The 19367-nt window shown below is 71.9% G+C and carries 16 protein-coding genes and 1 pseudogene; 2 read left to right on the top strand and 15 right to left on the bottom strand.

Annotated features, from left to right (window positions below; all coding sequences use genetic code 11):
- Window positions 1-15: 15 nt before the first annotated feature.
- From AB0H32_RS29070 to AB0H32_RS29045, 6 genes are all read right to left on the bottom strand, one after another.
- The gene (locus AB0H32_RS29070) at window positions 16-3090 is read right to left on the bottom strand and encodes an AAA family ATPase (protein ID WP_361126223.1); all 3075 of its coding nucleotides are present in this window, start codon (window positions 3088-3090) and stop codon (window positions 16-18) included.
- Between the two features lie 167 nt (window positions 3091-3257).
- Window positions 3258-3449 carry a hypothetical protein gene (locus AB0H32_RS29065; RefSeq protein WP_361126200.1) on the bottom strand — a complete coding sequence of 64 codons (192 nt, stop codon included), beginning with the start codon at window positions 3447-3449 and terminating at the stop codon, window positions 3258-3260.
- Between the two features lie 198 nt (window positions 3450-3647).
- Window positions 3648-4259, bottom strand: coding sequence for a hypothetical protein (locus AB0H32_RS29060; RefSeq protein WP_361126197.1), 612 nt, complete (start codon window positions 4257-4259; stop codon window positions 3648-3650).
- 35 nt (window positions 4260-4294) lie between these two features.
- The gene (locus AB0H32_RS29055; RefSeq protein WP_361126194.1) at window positions 4295-4870 is read right to left on the bottom strand and encodes a GNAT family protein; all 576 of its coding nucleotides are present in this window, start codon (window positions 4868-4870) and stop codon (window positions 4295-4297) included.
- Complete coding sequence (locus AB0H32_RS29050) at window positions 4848-7079, bottom strand: MMPL family transporter (RefSeq protein WP_361126190.1); 2232 nt, start codon at window positions 7077-7079, stop codon at window positions 4848-4850. The genes AB0H32_RS29055 and AB0H32_RS29050 overlap by 23 nt, the downstream gene beginning before the upstream one ends.
- Window positions 7080-7282: 203 nt before the next feature.
- Window positions 7283-7642, bottom strand: a complete 360-nt coding sequence (locus AB0H32_RS29045) for a hypothetical protein (protein WP_361126187.1) — start codon at window positions 7640-7642, stop codon at window positions 7283-7285.
- A gap of 183 nt (window positions 7643-7825) precedes the next feature.
- Here AB0H32_RS29045 and AB0H32_RS29040 point away from each other — a divergent pair, with 183 nt between their 5' ends.
- Window positions 7826-8629: a methyltransferase domain-containing protein gene (locus AB0H32_RS29040; RefSeq protein WP_361126184.1), complete on the top strand. Its 804-nt coding sequence runs from the start codon at window positions 7826-7828 to the stop codon at window positions 8627-8629.
- Window positions 8630-8740: 111 nt separating this feature from the next.
- Here the strand turns inward: AB0H32_RS29040 and gatB are convergent, their stop codons facing one another.
- The 6 genes from gatB to AB0H32_RS29010 all read right to left on the bottom strand — a co-directional run bounded on the left by gatB (window position 8741) and on the right by AB0H32_RS29010 (window position 13321).
- Entirely contained in the window at window positions 8741-10255 is a 1515-nt protein-coding gene (gene gatB, locus AB0H32_RS29035) for an Asp-tRNA(Asn)/Glu-tRNA(Gln) amidotransferase subunit GatB (RefSeq protein WP_361126181.1), read from the bottom strand.
- Window positions 10256-10271: 16 nt separating this feature from the next.
- Window positions 10272-10511 carry a hypothetical protein gene (locus AB0H32_RS29030; protein ID WP_020942391.1) on the bottom strand — a complete coding sequence of 80 codons (240 nt, stop codon included), beginning with the start codon at window positions 10509-10511 and terminating at the stop codon, window positions 10272-10274.
- Window positions 10508-12001 carry an Asp-tRNA(Asn)/Glu-tRNA(Gln) amidotransferase subunit GatA gene (gene gatA / locus AB0H32_RS29025; protein ID WP_361126177.1) on the bottom strand — a complete coding sequence of 498 codons (1494 nt, stop codon included), beginning with the start codon at window positions 11999-12001 and terminating at the stop codon, window positions 10508-10510. Before gatA ends, AB0H32_RS29030 begins: the two co-directional genes overlap by 4 nt.
- 2 nt (window positions 12002-12003) lie before the next feature.
- The gene (gene gatC / locus AB0H32_RS29020; RefSeq protein WP_361126174.1) at window positions 12004-12300 is read right to left on the bottom strand and encodes an Asp-tRNA(Asn)/Glu-tRNA(Gln) amidotransferase subunit GatC; all 297 of its coding nucleotides are present in this window, start codon (window positions 12298-12300) and stop codon (window positions 12004-12006) included.
- Window positions 12301-12404: 104 nt separating this feature from the next.
- A complete protein-coding gene (locus AB0H32_RS29015; protein WP_361126171.1) occupies window positions 12405-12899 on the bottom strand; it encodes a cupin domain-containing protein in 495 nt (164 codons plus the stop codon).
- Between the two features lie 50 nt (window positions 12900-12949).
- Complete coding sequence (locus AB0H32_RS29010; RefSeq protein WP_361126168.1) at window positions 12950-13321, bottom strand: DUF4267 domain-containing protein; 372 nt, start codon at window positions 13319-13321, stop codon at window positions 12950-12952.
- An 87-nt stretch (window positions 13322-13408) separates the two neighbouring features.
- Here AB0H32_RS29010 and AB0H32_RS29005 point away from each other — a divergent pair, with 87 nt between their 5' ends.
- On the top strand, window positions 13409-13987 hold the full coding sequence (locus AB0H32_RS29005) for a TetR/AcrR family transcriptional regulator (RefSeq protein WP_361126165.1): 579 nt from the start codon (window positions 13409-13411) through the stop codon (window positions 13985-13987).
- A gap of 91 nt (window positions 13988-14078) precedes the next feature.
- On the opposite strand, the gene AB0H32_RS29000 is transcribed toward AB0H32_RS29005, so the two are convergent.
- The 3 genes and pseudogenes from AB0H32_RS29000 to AB0H32_RS28990 all read right to left on the bottom strand — a co-directional run.
- Window positions 14079-16319, bottom strand: coding sequence for a bifunctional diguanylate cyclase/phosphodiesterase (locus AB0H32_RS29000; RefSeq protein WP_361126162.1), 2241 nt, complete (start codon window positions 16317-16319; stop codon window positions 14079-14081).
- Window positions 16320-16569: 250 nt separating this feature from the next.
- Window positions 16570-18768, bottom strand: coding sequence for an NAD-dependent DNA ligase LigA (gene ligA, locus AB0H32_RS28995; RefSeq protein WP_361126159.1), 2199 nt, complete (start codon window positions 18766-18768; stop codon window positions 16570-16572).
- A 15-nt stretch (window positions 18769-18783) separates the two neighbouring features.
- Window positions 18784-19367: pseudogene (locus AB0H32_RS28990) on the bottom strand (methionine synthase); the annotation flags it as partial.

Here is a 19367-nt window from a genome sequence, read left to right as displayed (position 1 = left end):
CCTCCAGCGTACGGGTCAGCCCGCCGCAGGCGCGGCGAGCGGATCGGCCGGGAACAGCCCCAGCCGGTGCGCCAGCGCCGCGGCCTCACCCCTGCCCGAGACGTCGAGCTTGGACAGGATGTTGGAGACGTGCACGCTCGCAGTCTTCGGGGAGATGAAGAGTTCCTCGGCTATCTGGCGGTTGGTGCGGCCGGCCGAGACCAGGCGCAGGACGTCCCGTTCCCGGCTGGTGAGGCCGAGGGCCTCGGCCGGGTCGGCGGGCTCAAGGGCACCCTGCGGGGCGCGGGTGAGGGTGATGCGGGCGCGCTGGGCGAGCCGCGCGACCGCGTCGGCGAGCGGGCGGGCGCCGAGGTGATCGGCGACCGCACCAGCCAGCCTCAGCAGCTCCATGGCCCGGTCGCGCTCGTTCTCACCACCGCCGGTGGTGCCTGCCGGGCCCGCGGCTCCGGGAGCGAGCAGGGCCTGCGCCAGGCGGTACCGGACGCGGGCGAGGTCGTAGGGGCGGTCCAGGCACTCGAAGTCGGTGACCACCCCCGACCAGGTGTCCGTGGTGTCCGTGCCCTCGGCCCGGTTCAGCTCGGCACGGATCCACCGCTCGTACGCTCCCCACAAAGGCGCGCCGGTGGCGAGCTTCCCGGCGGTCTCGTGCAGGCGGCCGAGTACCTCGGCGCGGTCCGCCGCGGAGGCGGGCAGCGCGCGGGCGTCGGCCTCGGCGGTGGCGGCGGCCAGCAGCAGGGGCCAGGCGTAGCGGTAGGTGCCGGGCGGGAATCCGGTCTCCAGTGCCCTGGACAGTTCGGCGCGGGCGTCGTGGATTCTGCCCTCCGCGGCGGCGACGCCGATGGAGACACGGGCCACCCGCAGCGACTGCTGGGGCATGGGGTCGTGGGAGCCGTAGCGCGCGTCGGCGGTGGCCAGATGACGGGCCGCGTCGGCGAGGTCGCCCCGGGCCAGTGCGAGATGGGCGAGGCGCAGGGCGCCCGAGCCCTGGGGTTTGGCGCCGTGACCCGCCTGGAGCGCCTTCGCGGCGGCGTCGGCGGCCTCGTCCCACTGGCCGATCGCGTACAGCGAATCGGAGAGGTTGCCCCACACCCATGCCTCGGCGTCCCGCAGCCCGAACTCACGGGTGAAGGCGATGCCTTCGCGCAGCAGGGGCACGGACTCACGGGAGCGGCCGACCGCCTGCAGCGCGGACGGCAGGTTCACGAAGGCCCGGCCCGCCACGCCCCGCACGCCTTCCCGGAGCGCGTCCTCCTTGACGTGGAACATCTCCGCGAACCCGGACTCGGGGTCGCCCGCGTCGATCATGAGGCCGCCGAGGGTGAGCCGGGCGTGCAGTTCGATCTCGCGGGCGCCCACCATCTGCGCGTACTGCACGGCGCGCTCGGCGGCGGCGAACGCATCGGGTCCGGGCTGGTGCAGCATGCGCCAGGTGGCGACGTGGGCCAGCACCTCGGCGTGCACTTCGGACGGCGGCAGCCCGCGGACGAGTTCCTGCGCGGTGGCCAGCTCATGCCAGCCGTCGCCGCGGGCCAGTGCCTGGACGAGATGGGAGCGCTGCACCCAGAACCAGGCGGCGCGCAGCGGGTCGGGGTCGTCCTCCAGCAGTCGCAGCGCCCGCTTGGTGATCTTCAGGGCGCGTTCGCGCTCCCCGCCCAGGCGGCCGGCGACCGCCGCCTCGGCCATCAGGTCGAGGTAGCGCAGCGCGGTGGTGGCCGGGTCGCAGCCGCAGGGAGGGTAGACCTCGGTGTAGTCGACCGGTCGCAGGGCCGAGCGGACCTCCTCGGGAGCGGTGTCCCACAGCTCCATCGCCCGTTCCAGGAGCCGCAGTTGCTCGGTGTAGGCATGCCGGCGGCGGGCCACCACGGAGGCGTCCAGGACGGCGGGCAGGGCCCGGGCGGCGTCGTGGGCGTGGTACCAGTAGCTGGCCAGGCGCATCACGCGGGCGTCGGCGGGGACGAGCGTGGGGTCGGCCTCGACGGCTTCGGCGTAGCGGCGGTTGAGCCGGGAGCGTTCGCCGGGCAGCAGGTCGTCGGCGACGGCCTCGCGGACCAGGGCGTGCCGGAAGCGGTAGCCGCCGCCGTCAGGGGTGGCGGTGAGGATGTTGGCGCCCACGGCGGCCCGCAGCGCCTCGATGAGGTCGTCCTCGGTGAGGAGGGCGACGGCGGCGATCAGCCGGTACTCCACGGTGGAGCCGCCCTCGGCGACGATCCGGGCGATCCGCTGGGTGCTCTCGGGCAGCGCCTCGACCCGGACCAGCAGCAGGTCGCGCAGGGAATCGGTCAGGCCGGTGCAGCAGCCCTCCCAGGCCGCGACGGCGAGTTCCTCCACGAAGAAGGCGTTGCCGTCGGAGCGTTCGTAGATGTCGTCGACCTGGACGGGATCGGGTTCGGCGGCGATGATGCCGGCGACCTGGCGGGCGACCTCCTCGCGGGTGAAACGGGCGAGTTCGAGGCGGCGGACGGTGCGCAGCCGGTCGAGTTCGGCGAGCAGGGGACGCAGGGGGTGACGGCGGTGGATGTCGTCGGAGCGGTAGGTGGCGAGGACGACGAGACGGCCGGTGCGCAGGGTGCGGACGAGGTAGGCGAGGAGGTGGCGGGTGGAGGCGTCGGCCCAGTGCAGGTCCTCCAGGACGAGCACGACGGTGTGCGCGGCCGCGACCTGCTCCAGCAGCCGGACGGTGAGTTCGAAGAGGCGGGCCATGCCCTGCTCGTCGTGACGGCTGGAGGTGGCCTCGCCCAGCTCGGGCAGCAGCCGGGCCAGTTCCTCCTCCTGGCCGGCGCCGGCGGCGGCGAACTCCTCGGGCAGGGCGGCGCGCAGCGCGCGCAGCGCGGTGGAGAAGGGGGCGAAGGGCAGTCCGTCGGCGCCGATCTCGACGCAGCCGCCGACGGCCACGACGGCGCCCTCGCGGCCCGCGGCGGTGACGAACTCCTCGACGAGCCGGGTCTTGCCCACCCCGGCCTCGCCGCCGAGGAGCAGCGCCTGCGGCTCCCCCGCTCCGGCGCGGGCGAGCGCGGCGTTCAGCGTGTCCAACTCGTCGGTGCGGCCGACGAACACGGGACTGACGGATGCGTTCTCCACAGGCCCGAGCATCGCACGAGGTCCGGACCACGAGGCAGCGGTTTTCCACAGCCGCGGTGCGATGGTCGTACTCATGGGCGACATGGGCGACCGGGTCGTACGACGCTCGGGGAGCACCGTACGACCCGGGGAGGGAAGGCGGCCGACCCCCGTACGGCCGCCCTCCGCCGGTGCCGCGCTCACGCGGTGCGTGGGAGCCGCTGCCTGCGGGGCCGGTCGGTATGGGGCTCGGCGTCCGGAGTGCCGCGCCGGGCGGCCTCCTCGCGGCGGGCGGCGCGCCGGGACCGTACGGCCTCGCGGGCCAGGCGGTCCTGGTCGGCCTCGCGGCGCAGCTCGGCGGTCCGCATGCGGTGGATCTCGAACTCGTACATGGTGTGTGTCCCTGGGGAGAGGTGGTGTGGTGCGTCGCTTCTGCGATGCCTCCACCTTCGTCTCCCAGGGGGGTGCGCCACATCGGGAGAGTTCCGCATCTTCGGGCGGGCGGCGGGCCCCGGACACGCCTAAGGGGCCTCAGGGGCTCCGTAAGGTGCACACGGATTCCCTAAGGCCCCTGGGGACCTGCGGTTTCCTCAGCCGGTCGAGGGCAGGGCGAGCAGGGCGTCGGAGTACTTCAGGACGGCCAGGATCAGGCCGATGACAGCGAGCGAGACGCCCGCCCAGGCGACGGACTTGATCCAGGCGGCCTGCGGACGGCCGGGGGCACCGAACGCGGGCCTGGCGAGTACGACCACGCCGGTGATCAGCGCGGCCAGCGCGAACAGGCCGGCCCACAGCGCGGTGGTGTGCCAGGCGTCGCCGTAGACCTCCTTGACCTGCGTGGCCACGCTCGCGGTGGACGAGGTCTTCAGCTGGCCGACAAGGGTCTCCCGGGCGGCGGCCACGGTGCCGATCCAGCCGCCGCTGAGGGAGACCAGGCCCAGCGCGGCGGAGACGACGGCGGCGGCACCCTGGCCGACCCCGGAGGGACCGTTCTCCTGGAGCTCCTCGGGCCCCTCGGGCTCCCCGGACTCACCGGGCTCCGTGGACTCCTCGCTCTCCCCGCTCTCCCCGCTCGGCTGCTCGTCCGGTGCCGCACTGTCGGCACCGGTCCCGGGTCCGGCTTCGACGGCCGCGCCCGTCTCCCCTTCCTGCGGTGCCCGCTCGTCGTCGGTCTTGGTGACGTCCACGTTCTTCGTTGCCATGTCCGGCACCGTACGGACGCAGTCTGAGAGGTCCCTTAATGATCGTTGTGCCCGCTGCGCGCGCGTGCCGCGCGCCATTCGGGGGCCAGCACCGCCCAGATCTCGGTGTCCGTGCGCACACCGCGGTGCGGGTGGTTCTCGCGCAGGACGCCCTCGCGGGTCATGCCGAGGCGCCTGGCCACGTTGAGGCTGCCCTCGTTGGCGCAGGAGGCGTGCCACTCCACGCGGTGCATGCCGCGCTCGTCGAACGCCCAGTCCAGCAGCACGCGCATGCCGCGTGTGACCAGGCCCCGTCCGGCCGCCGCCGGTTCCAGCCAGCAGCCCGCCTCACAGACCCCGCTCGGGGTGTCCCAGATGCGGAACAGCAGGCCGCCGGCGAGTTTTCCGTCCAGCCAGATGCCGTGCAGGCTGCCCGCGTCGGCGGCCCGCTTGTCGGCGTACGACCTCAGGTAGGCGCGGGCGGCGTCCAGGTCCGTCACCACGTCCGGCAGGCCGATGTGCCGGCCGATGAACTCCCGTCCCCGGTCGATGTTGGCGAGCAGTTCCGGTGCGTGCCAGACCTCCAGGGGCCGCAGTTCGGCACCGTCCTCACCCAGGGATATCGCGTACATCGCGCTGCTGCTCCTCCCGCAGTTCCTCGACCGGGACAGTGCCGAGACTCTCATGGGCGGCGCGGCACTCGGGCGGCTCGATGCTGATGCGCGGCAGCCGGCTCTCCAGCCAGGCGGGCAGCCACCAGTTGGCGGCGCCGAGCAGGTGCATCAGGGCGGGCACGAGCAGGGTGCGCAGCACGAAGGCGTCGAGGGCCACCGCGGAGGCGAGCGCGATGCCGAACATGGCGATCACCCGGTCGCCGCTGAGGACGAAGGCGAGGAAGACCGAGATCATGATGACCGCGGCCGAGTTGATCACCCGGCTGGTCTCGGCGAGGCCGACCCGTACGGCCCGCCGGTTGTCGCCGGTCTCCAGCCACTCCTCGTACATGCGGCTGACCAGGAAGACCTGGTAGTCCATGGAGAGTCCGAAGAGGACCGAGACCATGATCACGGGCAGGAAGGGCTCGATGGGACCCGCGCGGCCGAGGCCGAGCAGTTCGCTGCCCCAGCCCCACTGGAAGACGGCGACGACGATGCCGAAGGCGGCGGCGACCGCGGCGATGTTCATGACGCCGGCCTTCAGCGGTATGCCGAGCGAGCGGAAGGCGACCAGCAGCAGAAGACAGCCGAGCCCGATGACCACGCCGACGAACAGCGGCAGTTTACCGACGATCACATCCGCGAAGTCGTCGTAGCTCGCCGTGACCCCGCCGACGCGCACGTCCAGGGAGGTGCCGGTCTCCGCGCGCGGGAGCACGTCACTGCGCAGCCGGTCCACGAGATCGCTCGTCCGCTGCGACTGGGGCGCGGAGTCGGGGACGACGGTCAGATACGCGGTGCCACCACCGGAGTCGTAGGTGACGGGGGTGACGGAAGCGACGCCCCGGGTGGCGCGCAGGGTGGTGTCGAGGCTGTCCAGGGCGAGCTTGTCGTCGCCGCCGTCGACGCGTGTCACCAGGGTCAGCGGGCCGTTCACACCGGGGCCGAAGCCCTGCGCGAGGAGGTCGTAGGCCTGCCGTGTGGTGGACGAGCGGGGGTCGTTGCCCTGGTCGGAGGTGCCGAGGCGGAGGGAGAGCGTGGGCAGCGCGAGCAGGGCGATGACGGCGACGGCCAGGGAGCCGAGCAGCTTGGGCCGCCGTTCCACGAACGCGGACCAGCGGGCGGCGAGTCCGGTGGGCAGCTCGGGGCGCGGCCCGCGTCTGGCGAGCCGGCGCCGCTCGCGGCGGCTGAGGGCGCGCGGTCCGATCCAGGCCAGCAGGGCGGGCAGCAGCGTGACGGAGGCCGCGACGGTGAGCACGACCGTCGACGAGGCGGCGACTGCGACGCCGTTGAGGAAGCCCAGGCGCAGGCTGAGCATGCCCAGCAGGGCGATACAGACGGTCGCACCGGCGAAGACGACCGCGCGTCCCGTGGTGGCCACGGCGTTCGTCGCGGCCTCGGCGACACTCAGGCCGCGTTTCAGACCGCGCCGGTGCCGGGTCACGATGAAGAGGGCGTAGTCGATGCCGACGCCGAGCCCGATCAGCATGCCGAGCATGGGCGCGAAGTCGGCGACGGTCATGGCGTGCCCGAGCAGCCCGATGCCGGCGTACGCCGTACCCACGCCGACCAGCGCGGTCGCGATCGGCAGCAGGGAGGCGGCGAGCGAGCCGAAGGCGAGGAGGAGGACGACCGCGGCGACGGCCACGCCGACCACTTCGGCGATGTGCCCCCGGGGGGACTGGGTGAGCGCGACGGCGCTGCCGCCCAGCTCCACCCTGAGGCCGTCCCGGCCGGCGGCCCTGGCGATGCGGACGACGGCCTCGGCCTCGGACTTCTTGATCTCCTCCGCCTGCCGCGTGAAGGTGACGGTGGCGTAGGCCGTACGGCCGTCGGCGCTGATCCGGTGGGCCCCGTGCCGGCCGTACGGGCCGGCCACCGAGGCCACTGCGGGCAGGCCGGCGATCCGGTCGAGGGCACGGGTCATGGTCCGCTTCACGGCGGGCGCGCGGACGCTGCCGGAACCGGTGTGCCAGACGACGGTGTCGCTGTCACCGGCCAGGGCCGGGAAGCCGGATTCGAGCAGCTGGGCGGCGCGGCCCGATTCGGTGCCGGGGACCTCGTAGTCGTTCGAGTACGCCGGACCGGCCACCGCGGCGGCCGCGGTGACCCCGCCGAAGGCGAGGAGCCACAGCAGGACGGCGACCAGGCGGTGCCGCACACACCAACGGGCGAGGGCTGCCACGGACGTGCTCCCAGAAGACGATTCGTTGATCTTTGACCGGGAACGATCGTCCATCCACTGAACAGCCCGCAAAGAACGCATGAGCAATCGAAGGACACTCTTGCAGGCGTAGGTGATCGTTTGCCGCGTTCATGGGTCTATTCACAAGAGTGGGAGGCAGGTCACAGGACAGTCCGGCGAACTCTGTCGCCCCGGGGGACACTTCAGTCGAACTGGTCTCCGAAAGCCATGATCATCGTCCCGGCAATCAGCAGCCACAGGGCCCGGCGGGTACGGCCACGGAAGCCGAGGAACGCGGCGAACGCGCACACGGCGGCGCCGAGTGCGTAGGCGGCGGGCACGAGGGCCGGTGCGGAGCCGGTGAGCCGGAGCAGCGCGGCGGCCAGCCCGGCGACGGTGAGCAGGGCTCCGGTGCCGGCGGCGGTCCAGCGGGCCCGGCGGGCCTCCGAGATGTCGCCCGCGTCGTCCGCCGTGTCGTCGTCCACGTCGTCCGCGTCGTCCGCGTCGTCCGCGTCGGCTATGACGGGGTCGGTGTCGGTGTCGGAATCCGTGCGTCCACTCATGAAGGCTGAGCGTAGTACCCACGGCCGAACAATTCGGATGCGGTGCGTCCGGGCGGCTGTTAGCGTCCCGCCGTCCGATCCCGGCGTGTCGCCGCCGACCGAAGCAGGTGCATTTTTTGACGGTCCGACCGAGCTCCCACACATCCCTTTCCCGTACGAAGGAACCAAGGAGCCCGTTCACCGATGTCCGACATCACGCCAAGGACCCCGGACAGCTCTCTCACTGACCGCCTCACCCACCCCCGCTACCCCCGCAGCAGCCGCTACGACGCCCGCTGGACAGTGGAGAACCAGATGGGCCCGCACGCCCTGTGGCTGCTGGAGTGGCTGGCACCCGCCCTCGGCCTCGGCCAACTGCCGCCCGGCGCCCGGGTGCTCGACCTCGGCTGCGGGCGCGCCATGACGTCCGTCTTCCTGGCCCGGGAGTACGACGTCCGGGTCGTCGCCGCCGACCTGTGGGTGAAGCCCGACGACAACGCCGTACGCCTCGCCGAGGCGGGAGTCGCCGACCGGGTGCTGCCCGTGCACGCCGAGGCGCACGACCTGCCGTTCGCCGAGGGCTGCTTCGACGCGATCGTCTCCGTCGACGCCTACCACTACTTCGGCACCGACGACCTCTATCTGCCGACCCTCACCCGGCTTCTGAAGCCGGGCGGGCGGATCGGAGTCGTCGTGCCGTCGGTGCGGCAGGAGATCGACGGGGTCGAGCCGCCCGCACATCTCGAACCCCACTGGGACCCGGGGTTCTGGTCGTTCCACTCCCCCGCATGGTGGCGCCGTCAGTGGACGCGCACGGGGGCCGTGACCGTCGAGACGGCCGACTGGCTGGAGGACGGCTGGCGCGACTGGCTGCTGTGGAGCGAGGTGTGCGCCGAGCAGAGCCCGAGCGAGTTCATGGCCGGCCTGGCCCGTGACTCGGTGGAACTGATCAACGCCGACCAGGGGCGCCTGCTCGGGTTCACCCGGGTCGTGGGGCGCCGCAGGTAGTCGGTTCGAGCGCCGCAGACCTCCCGCGAGGCTCCGCGCGTGACCGCGAAGGCTGCGCAGACAGCGCAACGGCCCCGGAGGACATGCCTCCGGGGCCGTACGAGCAGGGGATCAGCCCTCGCTCACGCCCAGCTTCTCCAGGATCAGCTCCTTGACGCGGGCCGCGTCGGCCTGACCCCGGGTCGCCTTCATGACCGCACCGACCAGGGCGCCGGCCGCGGCCACCTTGCCGCCGCGGATCTTGTCGGCGATGCCCGGGTTGCCGGCGATGGCCTCGTCGACGGCCGTGCCGAGGGCCGAGTCGTCCGAGACGACCTTCAGGCCGCGCTTCTCGACGACCTCGTCCGGGGCGCCCTCGCCCGCGAGCACGCCCTCGATGACCTGGCGGGCCAGCTTGTCGTTCAGGTCGCCGGAGCTGACCAGCTCGGCGACCCGGGCGACCTGCTGCGGCGTGATGGCCAGCTCGTCCAGCGCCTTGCCCGACTCGTTGGCGCTGCGCGCCAGTTCGCCCATCCACCACTTGCGGGCGGAGGCCGCGTCGGCACCGGCGTCGATCGTGGCGACGATCGGGTCCAGGGCGCCGGCGTTGAGGATCGCCTGCATGTCGGTGGCCGAGATGCCCCACTCCGCGAGCAGGCGGGTGCGGCGGGCCAGCGGCATCTCCGGCAGCGCGGCGCGGATCTCCTCGACCCACTCGCGCGAGGGAGCCACGGGGACGAGGTCGGGCTCCGGGAAGTACCGGTAGTCCTCGGCCTCCTCCTTCACGCGGCCCGAGGTCGTCGACCCCGTGTCCTCGTGGAAGTGGCGGGTCTCCTGGACGATCGTGCCGCCGGACGACAGCACGGCCGCGTGCCGCTGGATCTCGAAGCGGGCCGCGCGCTCCACGGACCGCAGCGAGTTCACGTTCTTCGTCTCCGAGCGCGTGCCGAACTTCTCGGCGTCCTTGGGCATCAGCGAGAGGTTCACGTCGCAGCGCATCTGGCCCATCTCCATGCGGGCCTCGGAGACGTCGAGGGCACGGATGACCTCGCGCAGCTCACGGACGTACGCCTTCGCCACCTCGGGGGCACGCTCGCCGGCACCGACGATCGGCTTGGTGACGATCTCGATGAGCGGGATGCCCGCGCGATTGTAGTCGAGGAGGGAGTGCTGCGCGCCGTGGATGCGGCCGGTGGCGCCGCCGACGTGCGTCGACTTGCCGGTGTCCTCCTCCATGTGGGCGCGCTCGATCTCCACGCGGAAGGTCTCGCCGTCCTCCAGCTGTACGTCGAGGTAGCCGTTGAAGGCGATCGGCTCGTCGTACTGGGAGGTCTGGAAGTTCTTCGGCATGTCCGGATAGAAGTAGTTCTTCCGGGCGAAGCGGCACCACTCGGCGATCTCGCAGTTCAGCGCGAGACCGATCTTGATCGCGGACTCGACGCCGGTCGCGTTGACGACCGGGAGCGCGCCGGGCAGGCCGAGGCAGGTCGGGCAGGTCTGCGAGTTGGGCTCGGCGCCCAGCTCGGTCGAACACCCGCAGAACATCTTCGTCTTGGTGCCGAGTTCGACATGGACCTCGAGGCCCATGACGGGGTCGTACGACGCCAGCGCGTCCTCGTACGACACCAGGTCGGTCGTGGTGGTCACGGTGAAAACTTCCCTCTCAGCCCAGCAGGACGTCGTCGTCGCCCAGCCGCTTCAGCTCGCGGTAGAGGATGGCGAGGCCGGTGACGATCGCGACGGCGGACACGGTGGCGTCGATCAGCCGCAGTGTGTCGTGCTCGGCGCGCGCCTTCTTGATCTGCTTGGCCACACCGAACGCGCCGAACGCGGTCCCGGCCATCGACAGGTACGTGCCGGACTTCGACTTCTTGAAGCCCTTGGCCTTGTTCAGTGCACTCACAGCGACGGAGCCTCCTCGATCAGCGGGTGCCCCCACTTTTCCACGAAGGCGGCCTCGACGGCGGCGCCGACCTTGTACAGCCGGTCGTCCTTGAGCGCCGGAGCGATGATCTGCAGGCCCACCGGGAGGTTGTCCTCTGGGGAGAGACCGCAGGGCAGCGACATGGCCGCGTTGCCCGCCAGGTTGGTCGGGATGGTGCACAGGTCGGCCAGGTACATCGCCATCGGGTCGTCGGCGCGCTCGCCGATCGCGAAGGCGGTCGTCGGGGTCGTCGGGGAGACGATCACGTCGACCTGCTCGAAGGCCTTCTCGAAGTCACGCGTGATGAGCGTGCGGACCTTCTGCGCGGAGCCGTAGTAGGCGTCGTAGTAGCCGCTCGACAGGGCGTAGGTGCCGAGCATGATGCGGCGCTTGACCTCGGGGCCGAAACCGGCCTCCCGGGTCAGGGAGGTGACCTCCTCGGCCGAGTGGCCACCGTCGTCGCCGGTGCGCAGGCCGTAGCGCAGGCCGTCGAAGCGGGCGAGGTTGGAGGAGCACTCGGACGGCGCGATCAGGTAGTACGCCGACAGCGCGAGGTCGAAGGACGGGCAGTCCAGCTCGACGATCTCGGCACCCAGCTCCTTGAGCAGCTCGACCGACTCGTCGAAGCGCTGGATGACGCCGGCCTGGTAGCCCTCGCCGCGGAACTGCTTGACCACGCCGATCCGCATGCCCTCGACGCTGCCGTTGCGGGCGGCCTCGACCACCGGCGGGACGGGGGCGTCGATGGAGGTGGAGTCGAGCGGGTCGTGCCCCGCGATGACCTCGTGCAGGAGGGCCGCGTCCAGGACCGTACGGGCGCAGGGACCGCCCTGGTCGAGGGAGGACGAGAACGCCACCATGCCGAAGCGGGAGACCGCGCCGTACGTCGGCTTCACGCCGACCGTGCCGGTGACGGCGGCCGGCTGGCGGATGGAGCCGCCGGTGTCGGTGCCGATGGCGAGCGGCGCCTGGAAGGAGGCCAGCGCGGCGGAGGAACCGCCGCCGGAGCCGCCGGGGATCTTGGTGAGGTCCCAGGGGTTGCCGGTCGGGCCGTAGGCGCTGTTCTCGGTGGAGGACCCCATGGCGAACTCGTCCATGTTGGTCTTGCCGAGGATGACGACGTCGGCGGCCTTCAGCCGCTTGGTGAGCGTCGCGTCGTACGGCGGGATCCAGCCCTCGAGGATCTTCGAGCCGACGGTCGTGGGCACGCCCTCGGTGGTGAAGATGTCCTTGAGTGCGAGCGGGACGCCGGCCAGCGGGCCGAGCTTCTCGCCGCGGGCCCGCTTCTCGTCCACGGCGCGGGCCTGGGCGAGGGCGCCCTCGCGGTCGACGTGCAGGAAGGCGTGGACCTTCTCGTCGACGGCCTCGATACGGGCGAGATGGGCCTCGGTGACCTGGACGGCCGTCAGCTCGCCGGAGGCGATCTTCTCGGCGGTCGCGGCGGCCGTGAGCTTGATGATGTCCGTCATGGTCAGTCCTCCCCCAGGATCTGCGGCACCTTGAAACGCTGCTGCTCCTGGGCCGGGGCGCCGGAGAGCGCCTGCTCGGGGGTGAGCGAGGGACGGACCTCGTCCGCCCGCATGACGTTCGTCAGCGGGAGGGGGTGCGAGGTCGGCGGTACGTCTTGGTCGGCGACCTCACTGACGCGGGCTACCGCGCCGATGATGTCGTCCAGCTGGCCAGCGAAGTGATCGAGTTCTTCGGGCTTCAGCTCCAGACGCGCCAGCCGGGCGAGGTGGGCGACGTCCTCGCGCGTGATGCCAGGCATGCAGCGATCCTCTGGGGTGAGTGTGTGTCGTTTGAGCCCAATCCTATGGGGCGGGCCCCGGTACCCGTGAAACGGTTTGCCGGGGCCCCTCCGTCGGCGCTCCGTCAGCGCCGCCGCGCGTCCCAGGCCTCGCTCCTCAGGAAGTGGTTGTCGTACAGCTTCTGCACCTCCAGCAGGCTCTCCGCAGTGGCCTCGCCGAGGGCGATGCGCTGCAGATGGCGGAAGTACTCGAAGCGCTCGACGCCCGGCGTGATGACGATGAGCAGGTCGGCGTCGGCGCCGGGCACGGCGGCGAAGGCGTGCGGCTTGCCGGGCGGGACGATGACGAGGTCGCCGGGGCCGGCGGTGACGACGTCCTCGCCGGAGAGGATGTCGGCGGCTCCGTCGAGCAGGAAGAACAGCTCGGCCGAGTTGTCGTGCAGGTGCGGCTTGGCGCCGTCGGCGCCGGCCGTGAGGGTGACACGCTGGGCGGACAGGGCGCCGCCGGTCCGGCTGCTGTCGGCCAGCAGGCGCACGGTGGTGGGCACGCGGCCCACGACCTCGGCGTCGGCCTCCCGGACGATCACGGAATCTTCGAACTTCGGTACGAACAGCGACATCTCAGAACCCCCTGGTGACGATGGTGCCGTGGTCAGAAGTGGTGCCGTGGTCAGACGAGGAAGAGCAGCGCGGCGCTGATCAGTACAACGACCGCGGTGGCGAAGTGGATCCCGAAGGCGGCGGCCTTCGCGCCGCCGTTGCGCAGGACTATCAGGGTGTCGCCGAGCGGGACAAGGGCCACGCAGACCATGAACCAGGCCTCGGCCTGCGCTCCGACGAAGGCCAGCAGTGCCAGGCCGACGAGACCGTTGGCGCCGTCCCGGAGGCCCTTGATCGTGAGGTAGGCGCCGGCGTCGCCGTCCGGCCGGGCCGGGACGCCGTAGCCAGCGGCGGCGGGACCGGGCTGGAACAGGAACCGGTACCCGAGAAACACGCAGAGCAGGTCGAGCACGACGGCCAGGGTGTACGCGGTGACAGTCATCCGTCTTCTCCTTGCTAGCAGCGCTAGGGACAAGAGCGAAGCTAGCAGAGCATCGACAGAATTGCTAGCGGTGCTAGAATCACGGTCATGACGATCCAGACGCGCCGGGAGCGCGAACGAGCGGAACGTGAGCGGCTGATCGTGACGGCCGCACGGGAACTGGCCGAGGCGGAGGGCTGGGACGCGGTGACCACCCGCCGGCTGGCCGCCGAGATCGAGTACAGCCAGCCGGTCCTCTACAGCCACTTCAAGGGCAAGGACGCGATCATGGCGGCGGTCGCGGTGCAGGGCTTCGCGGACCTGGCGGCCGAGCTGCGGGCGGCGCGCGCGAAGGCGGAGGGCGAGCGGGAGTCCCTGGCGGCGGTGGCGCAGACCTACACGTCCTTCGCGCAACGCCGGCCGGCCCTCTACGACGCGATGTTCACCCACCTGGTGGACCTGCCGTTCGCCACGGAGGAGGCACCGGCCCCGCTGCGGGAGGCGTTCGGCGAGCTGTTCCACGCGGTCGAGCCGATCGCGACGGAGGGCGACGACCCCGGCCTGCTGACGGAGACGTTCTGGGCGGGGCTGCACGGGCTGGCGACGCTGATGCGCAGCGGCAGATTGCCGGCAGAGGCGCACGAGAGGCGGTTGGAGCTGCTGATCGGCCACTTCACGGGCGGCTGAAGGCAGCTGAGCACCCGCAGCCGCCGACGGCGATCAGCCACCACCGGAAACGGCGACCATCCAGCCCAGTCGAACAGGCGGGGTGGGAAAACTACTCGGCGGCCGGCAGCGCCGCTCGCGGCCGCTGCCAGCCGCGGGAGCCCCGCGCCAGCAGCCATGCCGTCGCCTCATCGGGCGGCATCGCCGCGGCGACCAGCCACCCCTGCACCGCGTCGCAGCCGAGATCCCGCAGCCGCTCCCAGGTCTCGTCGTCCTCCACTCCCTCGGCGACGACCAGCAGTCCCAGCGAGTGCGCCAGGTCGACCGTGCAGCGCACGATCTCGGCGTCCTCGGTGTCCACGGCCAGCCGCGCCACGAAGGAGCGGTCGATCTTCAGCTCGCTCACCGGCAGCCGCCGCAGATGCACCAGCGAGGAGTACCCGGTGCCGAAGTCGTCCAGGGACATCTTCACGCCGTGCCCGGTGAGCCCGGCGAGGGTGTCGGCGGCCCGCTGCGGATCCTCCAGCAGCACATGCTCGGTTATCTCCAGCTGGAGCGCTCCCGCGGGGACTCCGTGCCGGGCCAGGCGCGCGGCGACGGAGCCCGCGAAGCCGGGTGTGTGGACATCGCGCGGGGAGACGTTGACGGCCACCGGGACCCGCAGCCCCTGGGCCCGCCAGCGGGCGACCTGAGCGAGCGCGGTCTCCAGCACGTACTCCGTCAGATGGGGCATCAGCCCGGAGGACTCGGCGATCGCTATGAACTCGTCCGGCGGCACCTTCCCGCGCTCGGGATGCACCCAGCGCACCAGCGCCTCCAGGCCGGCGACCTGTCCGTCGAAGCGGACCTTGGGCTGGTAGTGCAGCTGCACTTCGTGGGCGTCCAGGGCCCGGCGCAGATCGCCCAGCAGGCCCAGCCGGTCGGGGGTGTTGGAGTCCCGCTTGGACTCGTAGACCTCGACGCCCGTACGGTCCCGCTTCGCCTGGTACATCGCCACGTCCGCCCGCCGCAGCAGCCCCTCGGCGTCCAGGGCGTGGTCGGGGAAGACGGCAACGCCCGCGCTGGCCTCCAGGACGAGGGTGAGCCCGTCGAGGTCGAGCGGCGAACTGAGCGCGGCGACGAGGCCGCGGGCGACGCGCGTGGCCGATGTGGTGGAGTCGGCGACGGGCAGTAAGACGGCGAACTCGTCACCGCCGAGCCGGGCGGCCTCCGCACCGCGCGGCAGTGCGAGCCGGAGCCGGTCGGCTATCTGCAACAGCAGCCGGTCACCGGCGAGATGACCGAGGGTGTCGTTCACCGACCGGAAACGGTCGAGGTCGATCAGCATGAGGGCGGTGCGCGCGCCTATCCGCTCGGCGTCGTCGAGGGCGGTCCAGATGCGCTCCTGCAGCCACTGCCGGTTGGGCAGTCCGGTCAGCGGGTCACGCAGTTGCTCCTCGGCGCGGGCCCGAGCCATCCACAGCGTGGAGTCGAGGGCGATCAGCGGGATGGCGAAAAGGGGCAGCAGGATCGGCTGGGCGTCGGCGACCACGCACACCAGCGGCGCGATCCCGAGCAGTGCGACGGCGACCAGACCCTGCCTGACCAGGGCGGTGCGGGCGACGGTGGGCAGTCCTCCGCCGCGCGGGGCGTGCAGGTACCACAGCAGGCCGCGGCTCACGGCCAGATAGGCGGCCGCCACGAGCACCACCTCGGGGACCGTGGCGATGCTCCAGCTGTCCGGCCGCCAGGGCCCCTCCACGCTCGGCACGCGCCCGAAGCCGGCGAGCACCAGGGCGCCGACGCTGATCCCGAGGATGTCCACGGCACCGTGCAGCAGGCCCTGCCGCCAGCGGTGCCGCCTGGCTATGCCGACCAGGACGACGACGGTGAGGCTGACCATCCAGGCCGGCACCCAGCCGTACAGCAGCAGGACGGCCAGGGTGAGGGCGGCGCCGGAGCCGGTGCCGCCCCACCAGCGGGCACGGCCGAGCATCACGAGGTGGCCGACGATGATGCCGGTGAGCACGGCCAGCGCCCAGCCGACCGTGCCGCCCGGGAAGAGTGCGTGGTTGCCGGTGAAGGCACGGTAGAAGCCCGCACCCAGGGCGAACCCTGCGGCGGCCACGACGGCCGCGGGCAGCGCGGGCCAGGACACGTGCCGTTCGGCGTCGGTGCCGGACAGCGTGGGGGCGGGCTCGATGGCCAGCGGGATCGCGGTGTGTGCCTCGGGTGCGGTGCCCTCTGCGGCCGGGCCGGTCCGGGTGCCCGTGCGCTCGGCGCCCCGCCCGGTCCACCGGTTCCCCCGCCACGCGCCCGCACGGCGGCGCAGGCGCAGCCGTACGTCCGGGGCGGCGCTCTCGGTCGGTTCCATTCCCGTCCCTCTCACAGCCGGCGGTGCCCACGCCACGCGGCCCGATGCCCGACAACCATCGGCGTCCGCGGTGAAAAACCCGTGCCCTCGGCGAGCAGGGGGATGCCCCAACCGCAGCTGGGCCGGCAGGCGCACACCTCAACAGTAGGCCGCAGAAGGCTTCCTCGGGCAGCGGTCGTCGACGGTTGCCCGAATGCGCCCGGGCCACCCGTATGCATCTGATATGCGCCGATCGGGTGGCCTTCAACCGCTACTCTCCGGTCGGAAGCGCGACTTCGGCCGCCGCGTCGGGGCCCTGCTCCAGGAGGACGCCGAAACCGTCCTCGTTCAGAACCGGAACCTTCAGCTGCATGGCCTTGTCGTACTTCGATCCCGGGTTGTCACCCACGACGACGAACGAGGTCTTCTTCGAGACAGAACCGGTCACCTTGGCACCGCGGCTCTGCAGCGCCTCCTTGGCCCCGTCCCGGGTGAAGTTCTCCAGCGTGCCGGTGACGACGACGGTGAGCCCCTCCAGCGGGCGCGGCCCCTCCTCCTCGCCGGACGACTGGTCCTCCAGCGGGACTCCGGCGGCCTTCCACTTTCGGACGATCTCGCGGTGCCAGTCCTCGGCGAACCACTCCTTGAGAGCGGCGGCGATGGTGGGGCCGACGCCGTCGGTGGTGGCCAGCTCCTCCTCGGTGGCCTGTTCGATGCGGTCGATGGAGCGGAACTCGCGCGCGAGGGCCTGCGCGGCCACCGGCCCGACGTGCCGGATCGACAGCCCGTTGAGGAACCGGGCGAGCGGCCGCTCCTTGGCTGCCTTGATGTTCTCCAGCAGCGCGAGGGTGTTCTTCTTCGGCTCGCCCTTCTGGTTGGCGAAGACCGTGACGACCTTCTCCTCGCCCGTCTTGGGGTCCCGCTTGGGCAGACCGCTGTCCGGGTCGAGGACATAGGCCTTGATGGGCAGCAGCTTCTCCACCGTCAGGTCGAACAGGTCGCCCTCGTCCACCAGCGGCGGGTCGGCCGGCTCCAGCGGGCGGGTGAGCGCGGCCGCGGCCACCCCGCCGAAGTGCTCGATGTCCAGGCACTCACGGCCCGCGAGGTAGGAGACACGCTCGCGCAACTGGGCCGGGCAGGTACGCGCGTTGGGGCAGCGGAGGTCGATGTCGCCCTCCTTCATGGGCCGCAGGGCCGTGCCGCACTCAGGGCACTCGCCCGGCATCACGAACTCCCGCTCGCTGCCGTCGCGCAGGTCCACCACCGGGCCGAGGATCTCCGGGATGACGTCACCGGCCTTGCGGATGACCACGGTGTCGCCGATGAGCACGCCCTTGGCCTTGACGACCTCCTGGTTGTGCAGGGTGGCGAACTCGACCTCGCTGCCCGCCACCGTGACCGGCTCGACCTGCGCGTACGGGGTCACGCGGCCGGTGCGGCCGACGCCCACCTTGATGTCGATGAGCTTGGTGTTGACCTCTTCCGGCGCGTACTTGTAGGCGATCGCCCAGCGCGGGGCGCGCGCGGTGGAGCCGAGACGGCCCTGGAGCCGGATCTCGTCCAGCTTGACGACGGCGCCGTCGATCTCGTGCTCCACGGAGTGGCGCATCTCGCCGTCGTAGCGGGCGATGAACTGCCGTACGCCGTCGAGGTCGTCGACCACGCGGTTGTGCGAGGAGGTGGGCAGGCCCCAGGTCTTCAGGAGGTCGTAGGCCTGGGAGAGGCGGGTCATGCCCGTGAAGCCCTCGAGGGCGCCGATGCCGTGGACCACCATGTGCAGCGGGCGGGTGGCGGTGACGCGCGGATCCTTCTGGCGCAGCGAACCGGCCGCCGCGTTACGGGGGTTGGCGAAGGGCTTGTCGCCGGCCGCGACCAGCCGGGCGTTCAGCTCCTCGAACTTCTCCATCGGGAAGTAGACCTCGCCGCGGATCTCCACGAGGTCGGGGACGTCGTCCCCCTGCAGGCGGTCCGGGATCTCCGCGATCGTGCGGACGTTCGGGGTGATGTCCTCACCGCTGCGGCCGTCGCCCCGCGTCGCCGCGCGCGTGAGGCGGCCGCGCTCGTAGGTGAGGTTGACCGCGAGGCCGTCGACCTTCAGCTCGCACAGGAAGTGGTACTCCTGCTCGCCCAGCTCCCTGGCGATGCGGTCGGCCCAGGCGGCCAGCTCGTCGTCGTTGAAGGTGTTGTCGAGCGAGAGCATCCGCTGGCGGTGCTCGACCGCCGTGAACTCCGTCTCGTACGACCCCGCGACCTTCTGGGTCGGCGAGTCCGGCGTGCGCAGTTCCGGATACTCCTCCTCCAGCGCCTCCAGAGTCTTCAGGAGCTTGTCGAACTCCGCGTCGCTGACGACGGGAGCGTCCTTCACGTAGTACCGGAAGCGGTGCTCCTCGATCTGCTCAGCGAGCTGCGCGTGCTTCTCACGTGCCTCGGCGGGCACTGCCGTCTCCGCCTGCTGCTTGTCGCCGGCCACCGTGTTGTCCTCCCGTTACTCAGGGTTGTCCGCGAGGGATCTCGCCGCCCGGACGCAGTGGGCGAGCACCTGGCGCGCATAGGCGGGGGAAGCGCCCGCGAGACCGCACGCCGGAGTGACCGTGACCGCCTCCGCGAGCAGCCCGGGGTGCAATCCCAGCCTGCGCCACAGCGTCCTGACACCCATGACGCTACCGGCAGGGTCTGACAATGGACCGTCCGTGCCCGGCACGACACCGGCGAACAGGCGGGTACCGCCTTCCACGGCCTCACCGATGGTGTCGTCGTCACGCTCGGTGAGGAGCGAGAAGTCGAAGGAGACGGCGGCCGCACCGGCTCGGCGCAGCAGCGCGAAGGGGACGTCCGGGGCGCAGGAGTGCACGACCACGGGTCCGCCGTCGTGGACGCCGACGACGTCCCGAAGGGCGGACTCCACCATCTGCCGGTCCACGGCCCGGTGCGTGCGATAGCCGCTGGCGGTACGGACCTGTCCGCGCAGTACGGCGGTGAGGGAGGGCTCGTCGAGCTGGAGGACGAGCCGGGCGCCGGGGATCCGCCGCCGCACCTCGGCGAGGTGGAGGCGCAGGCCCTCGCCGAGGG

It is taken from the genome of Streptomyces sp. NPDC020362 (assembly GCF_040642095.1).
Lineage (GTDB): Bacteria > Actinomycetota > Actinomycetes > Streptomycetales > Streptomycetaceae > Streptomyces.
Note: the sequence above shows the minus strand (reverse complement) of the source record. Positions and strands in the feature narration are given on the sequence as shown.

Bases quoted from the DNA above. Each gene is read 5' to 3' on its own strand.
- AB0H32_RS29055 (WP_361126194.1), bottom strand. From the start codon at position 4,870: ATGTACGCGATATCCCTGGGTGAGGACGGTGCCGAACTGCGGCCCCTG.
- AB0H32_RS29010 (WP_361126168.1), bottom strand. From the start codon at position 13,321: ATGACTGTCACCGCGTACACCCTGGCCGTCGTGCTCGACCTGCTCTGC.
- AB0H32_RS29040 (WP_361126184.1), top strand. From the start codon at position 7,826: ATGTCCGACATCACGCCAAGGACCCCGGACAGCTCTCTCACTGACCGC.
- AB0H32_RS29070 (WP_361126223.1), bottom strand. From the start codon at position 3,090: ATGCTCGGGCCTGTGGAGAACGCATCCGTCAGTCCCGTGTTCGTCGGC.
- AB0H32_RS29045 (WP_361126187.1), bottom strand. From the start codon at position 7,642: ATGAGTGGACGCACGGATTCCGACACCGACACCGACCCCGTCATAGCC.
- AB0H32_RS29065 (WP_361126200.1), bottom strand. From the start codon at position 3,449: ATGTACGAGTTCGAGATCCACCGCATGCGGACCGCCGAGCTGCGCCGC.
- AB0H32_RS29005 (WP_361126165.1), top strand. From the start codon at position 13,409: ATGACGATCCAGACGCGCCGGGAGCGCGAACGAGCGGAACGTGAGCGG.
- AB0H32_RS29060 (WP_361126197.1), bottom strand. From the start codon at position 4,259: ATGGCAACGAAGAACGTGGACGTCACCAAGACCGACGACGAGCGGGCA.
- gatC (WP_361126174.1), bottom strand. From the start codon at position 12,300: ATGCCTGGCATCACGCGCGAGGACGTCGCCCACCTCGCCCGGCTGGCG.
- gatA (WP_361126177.1), bottom strand. From the start codon at position 12,001: ATGACGGACATCATCAAGCTCACGGCCGCCGCGACCGCCGAGAAGATC.
- AB0H32_RS29000 (WP_361126162.1), bottom strand. From the start codon at position 16,319: ATGGAACCGACCGAGAGCGCCGCCCCGGACGTACGGCTGCGCCTGCGC.
- AB0H32_RS29015 (WP_361126171.1), bottom strand. From the start codon at position 12,899: ATGTCGCTGTTCGTACCGAAGTTCGAAGATTCCGTGATCGTCCGGGAG.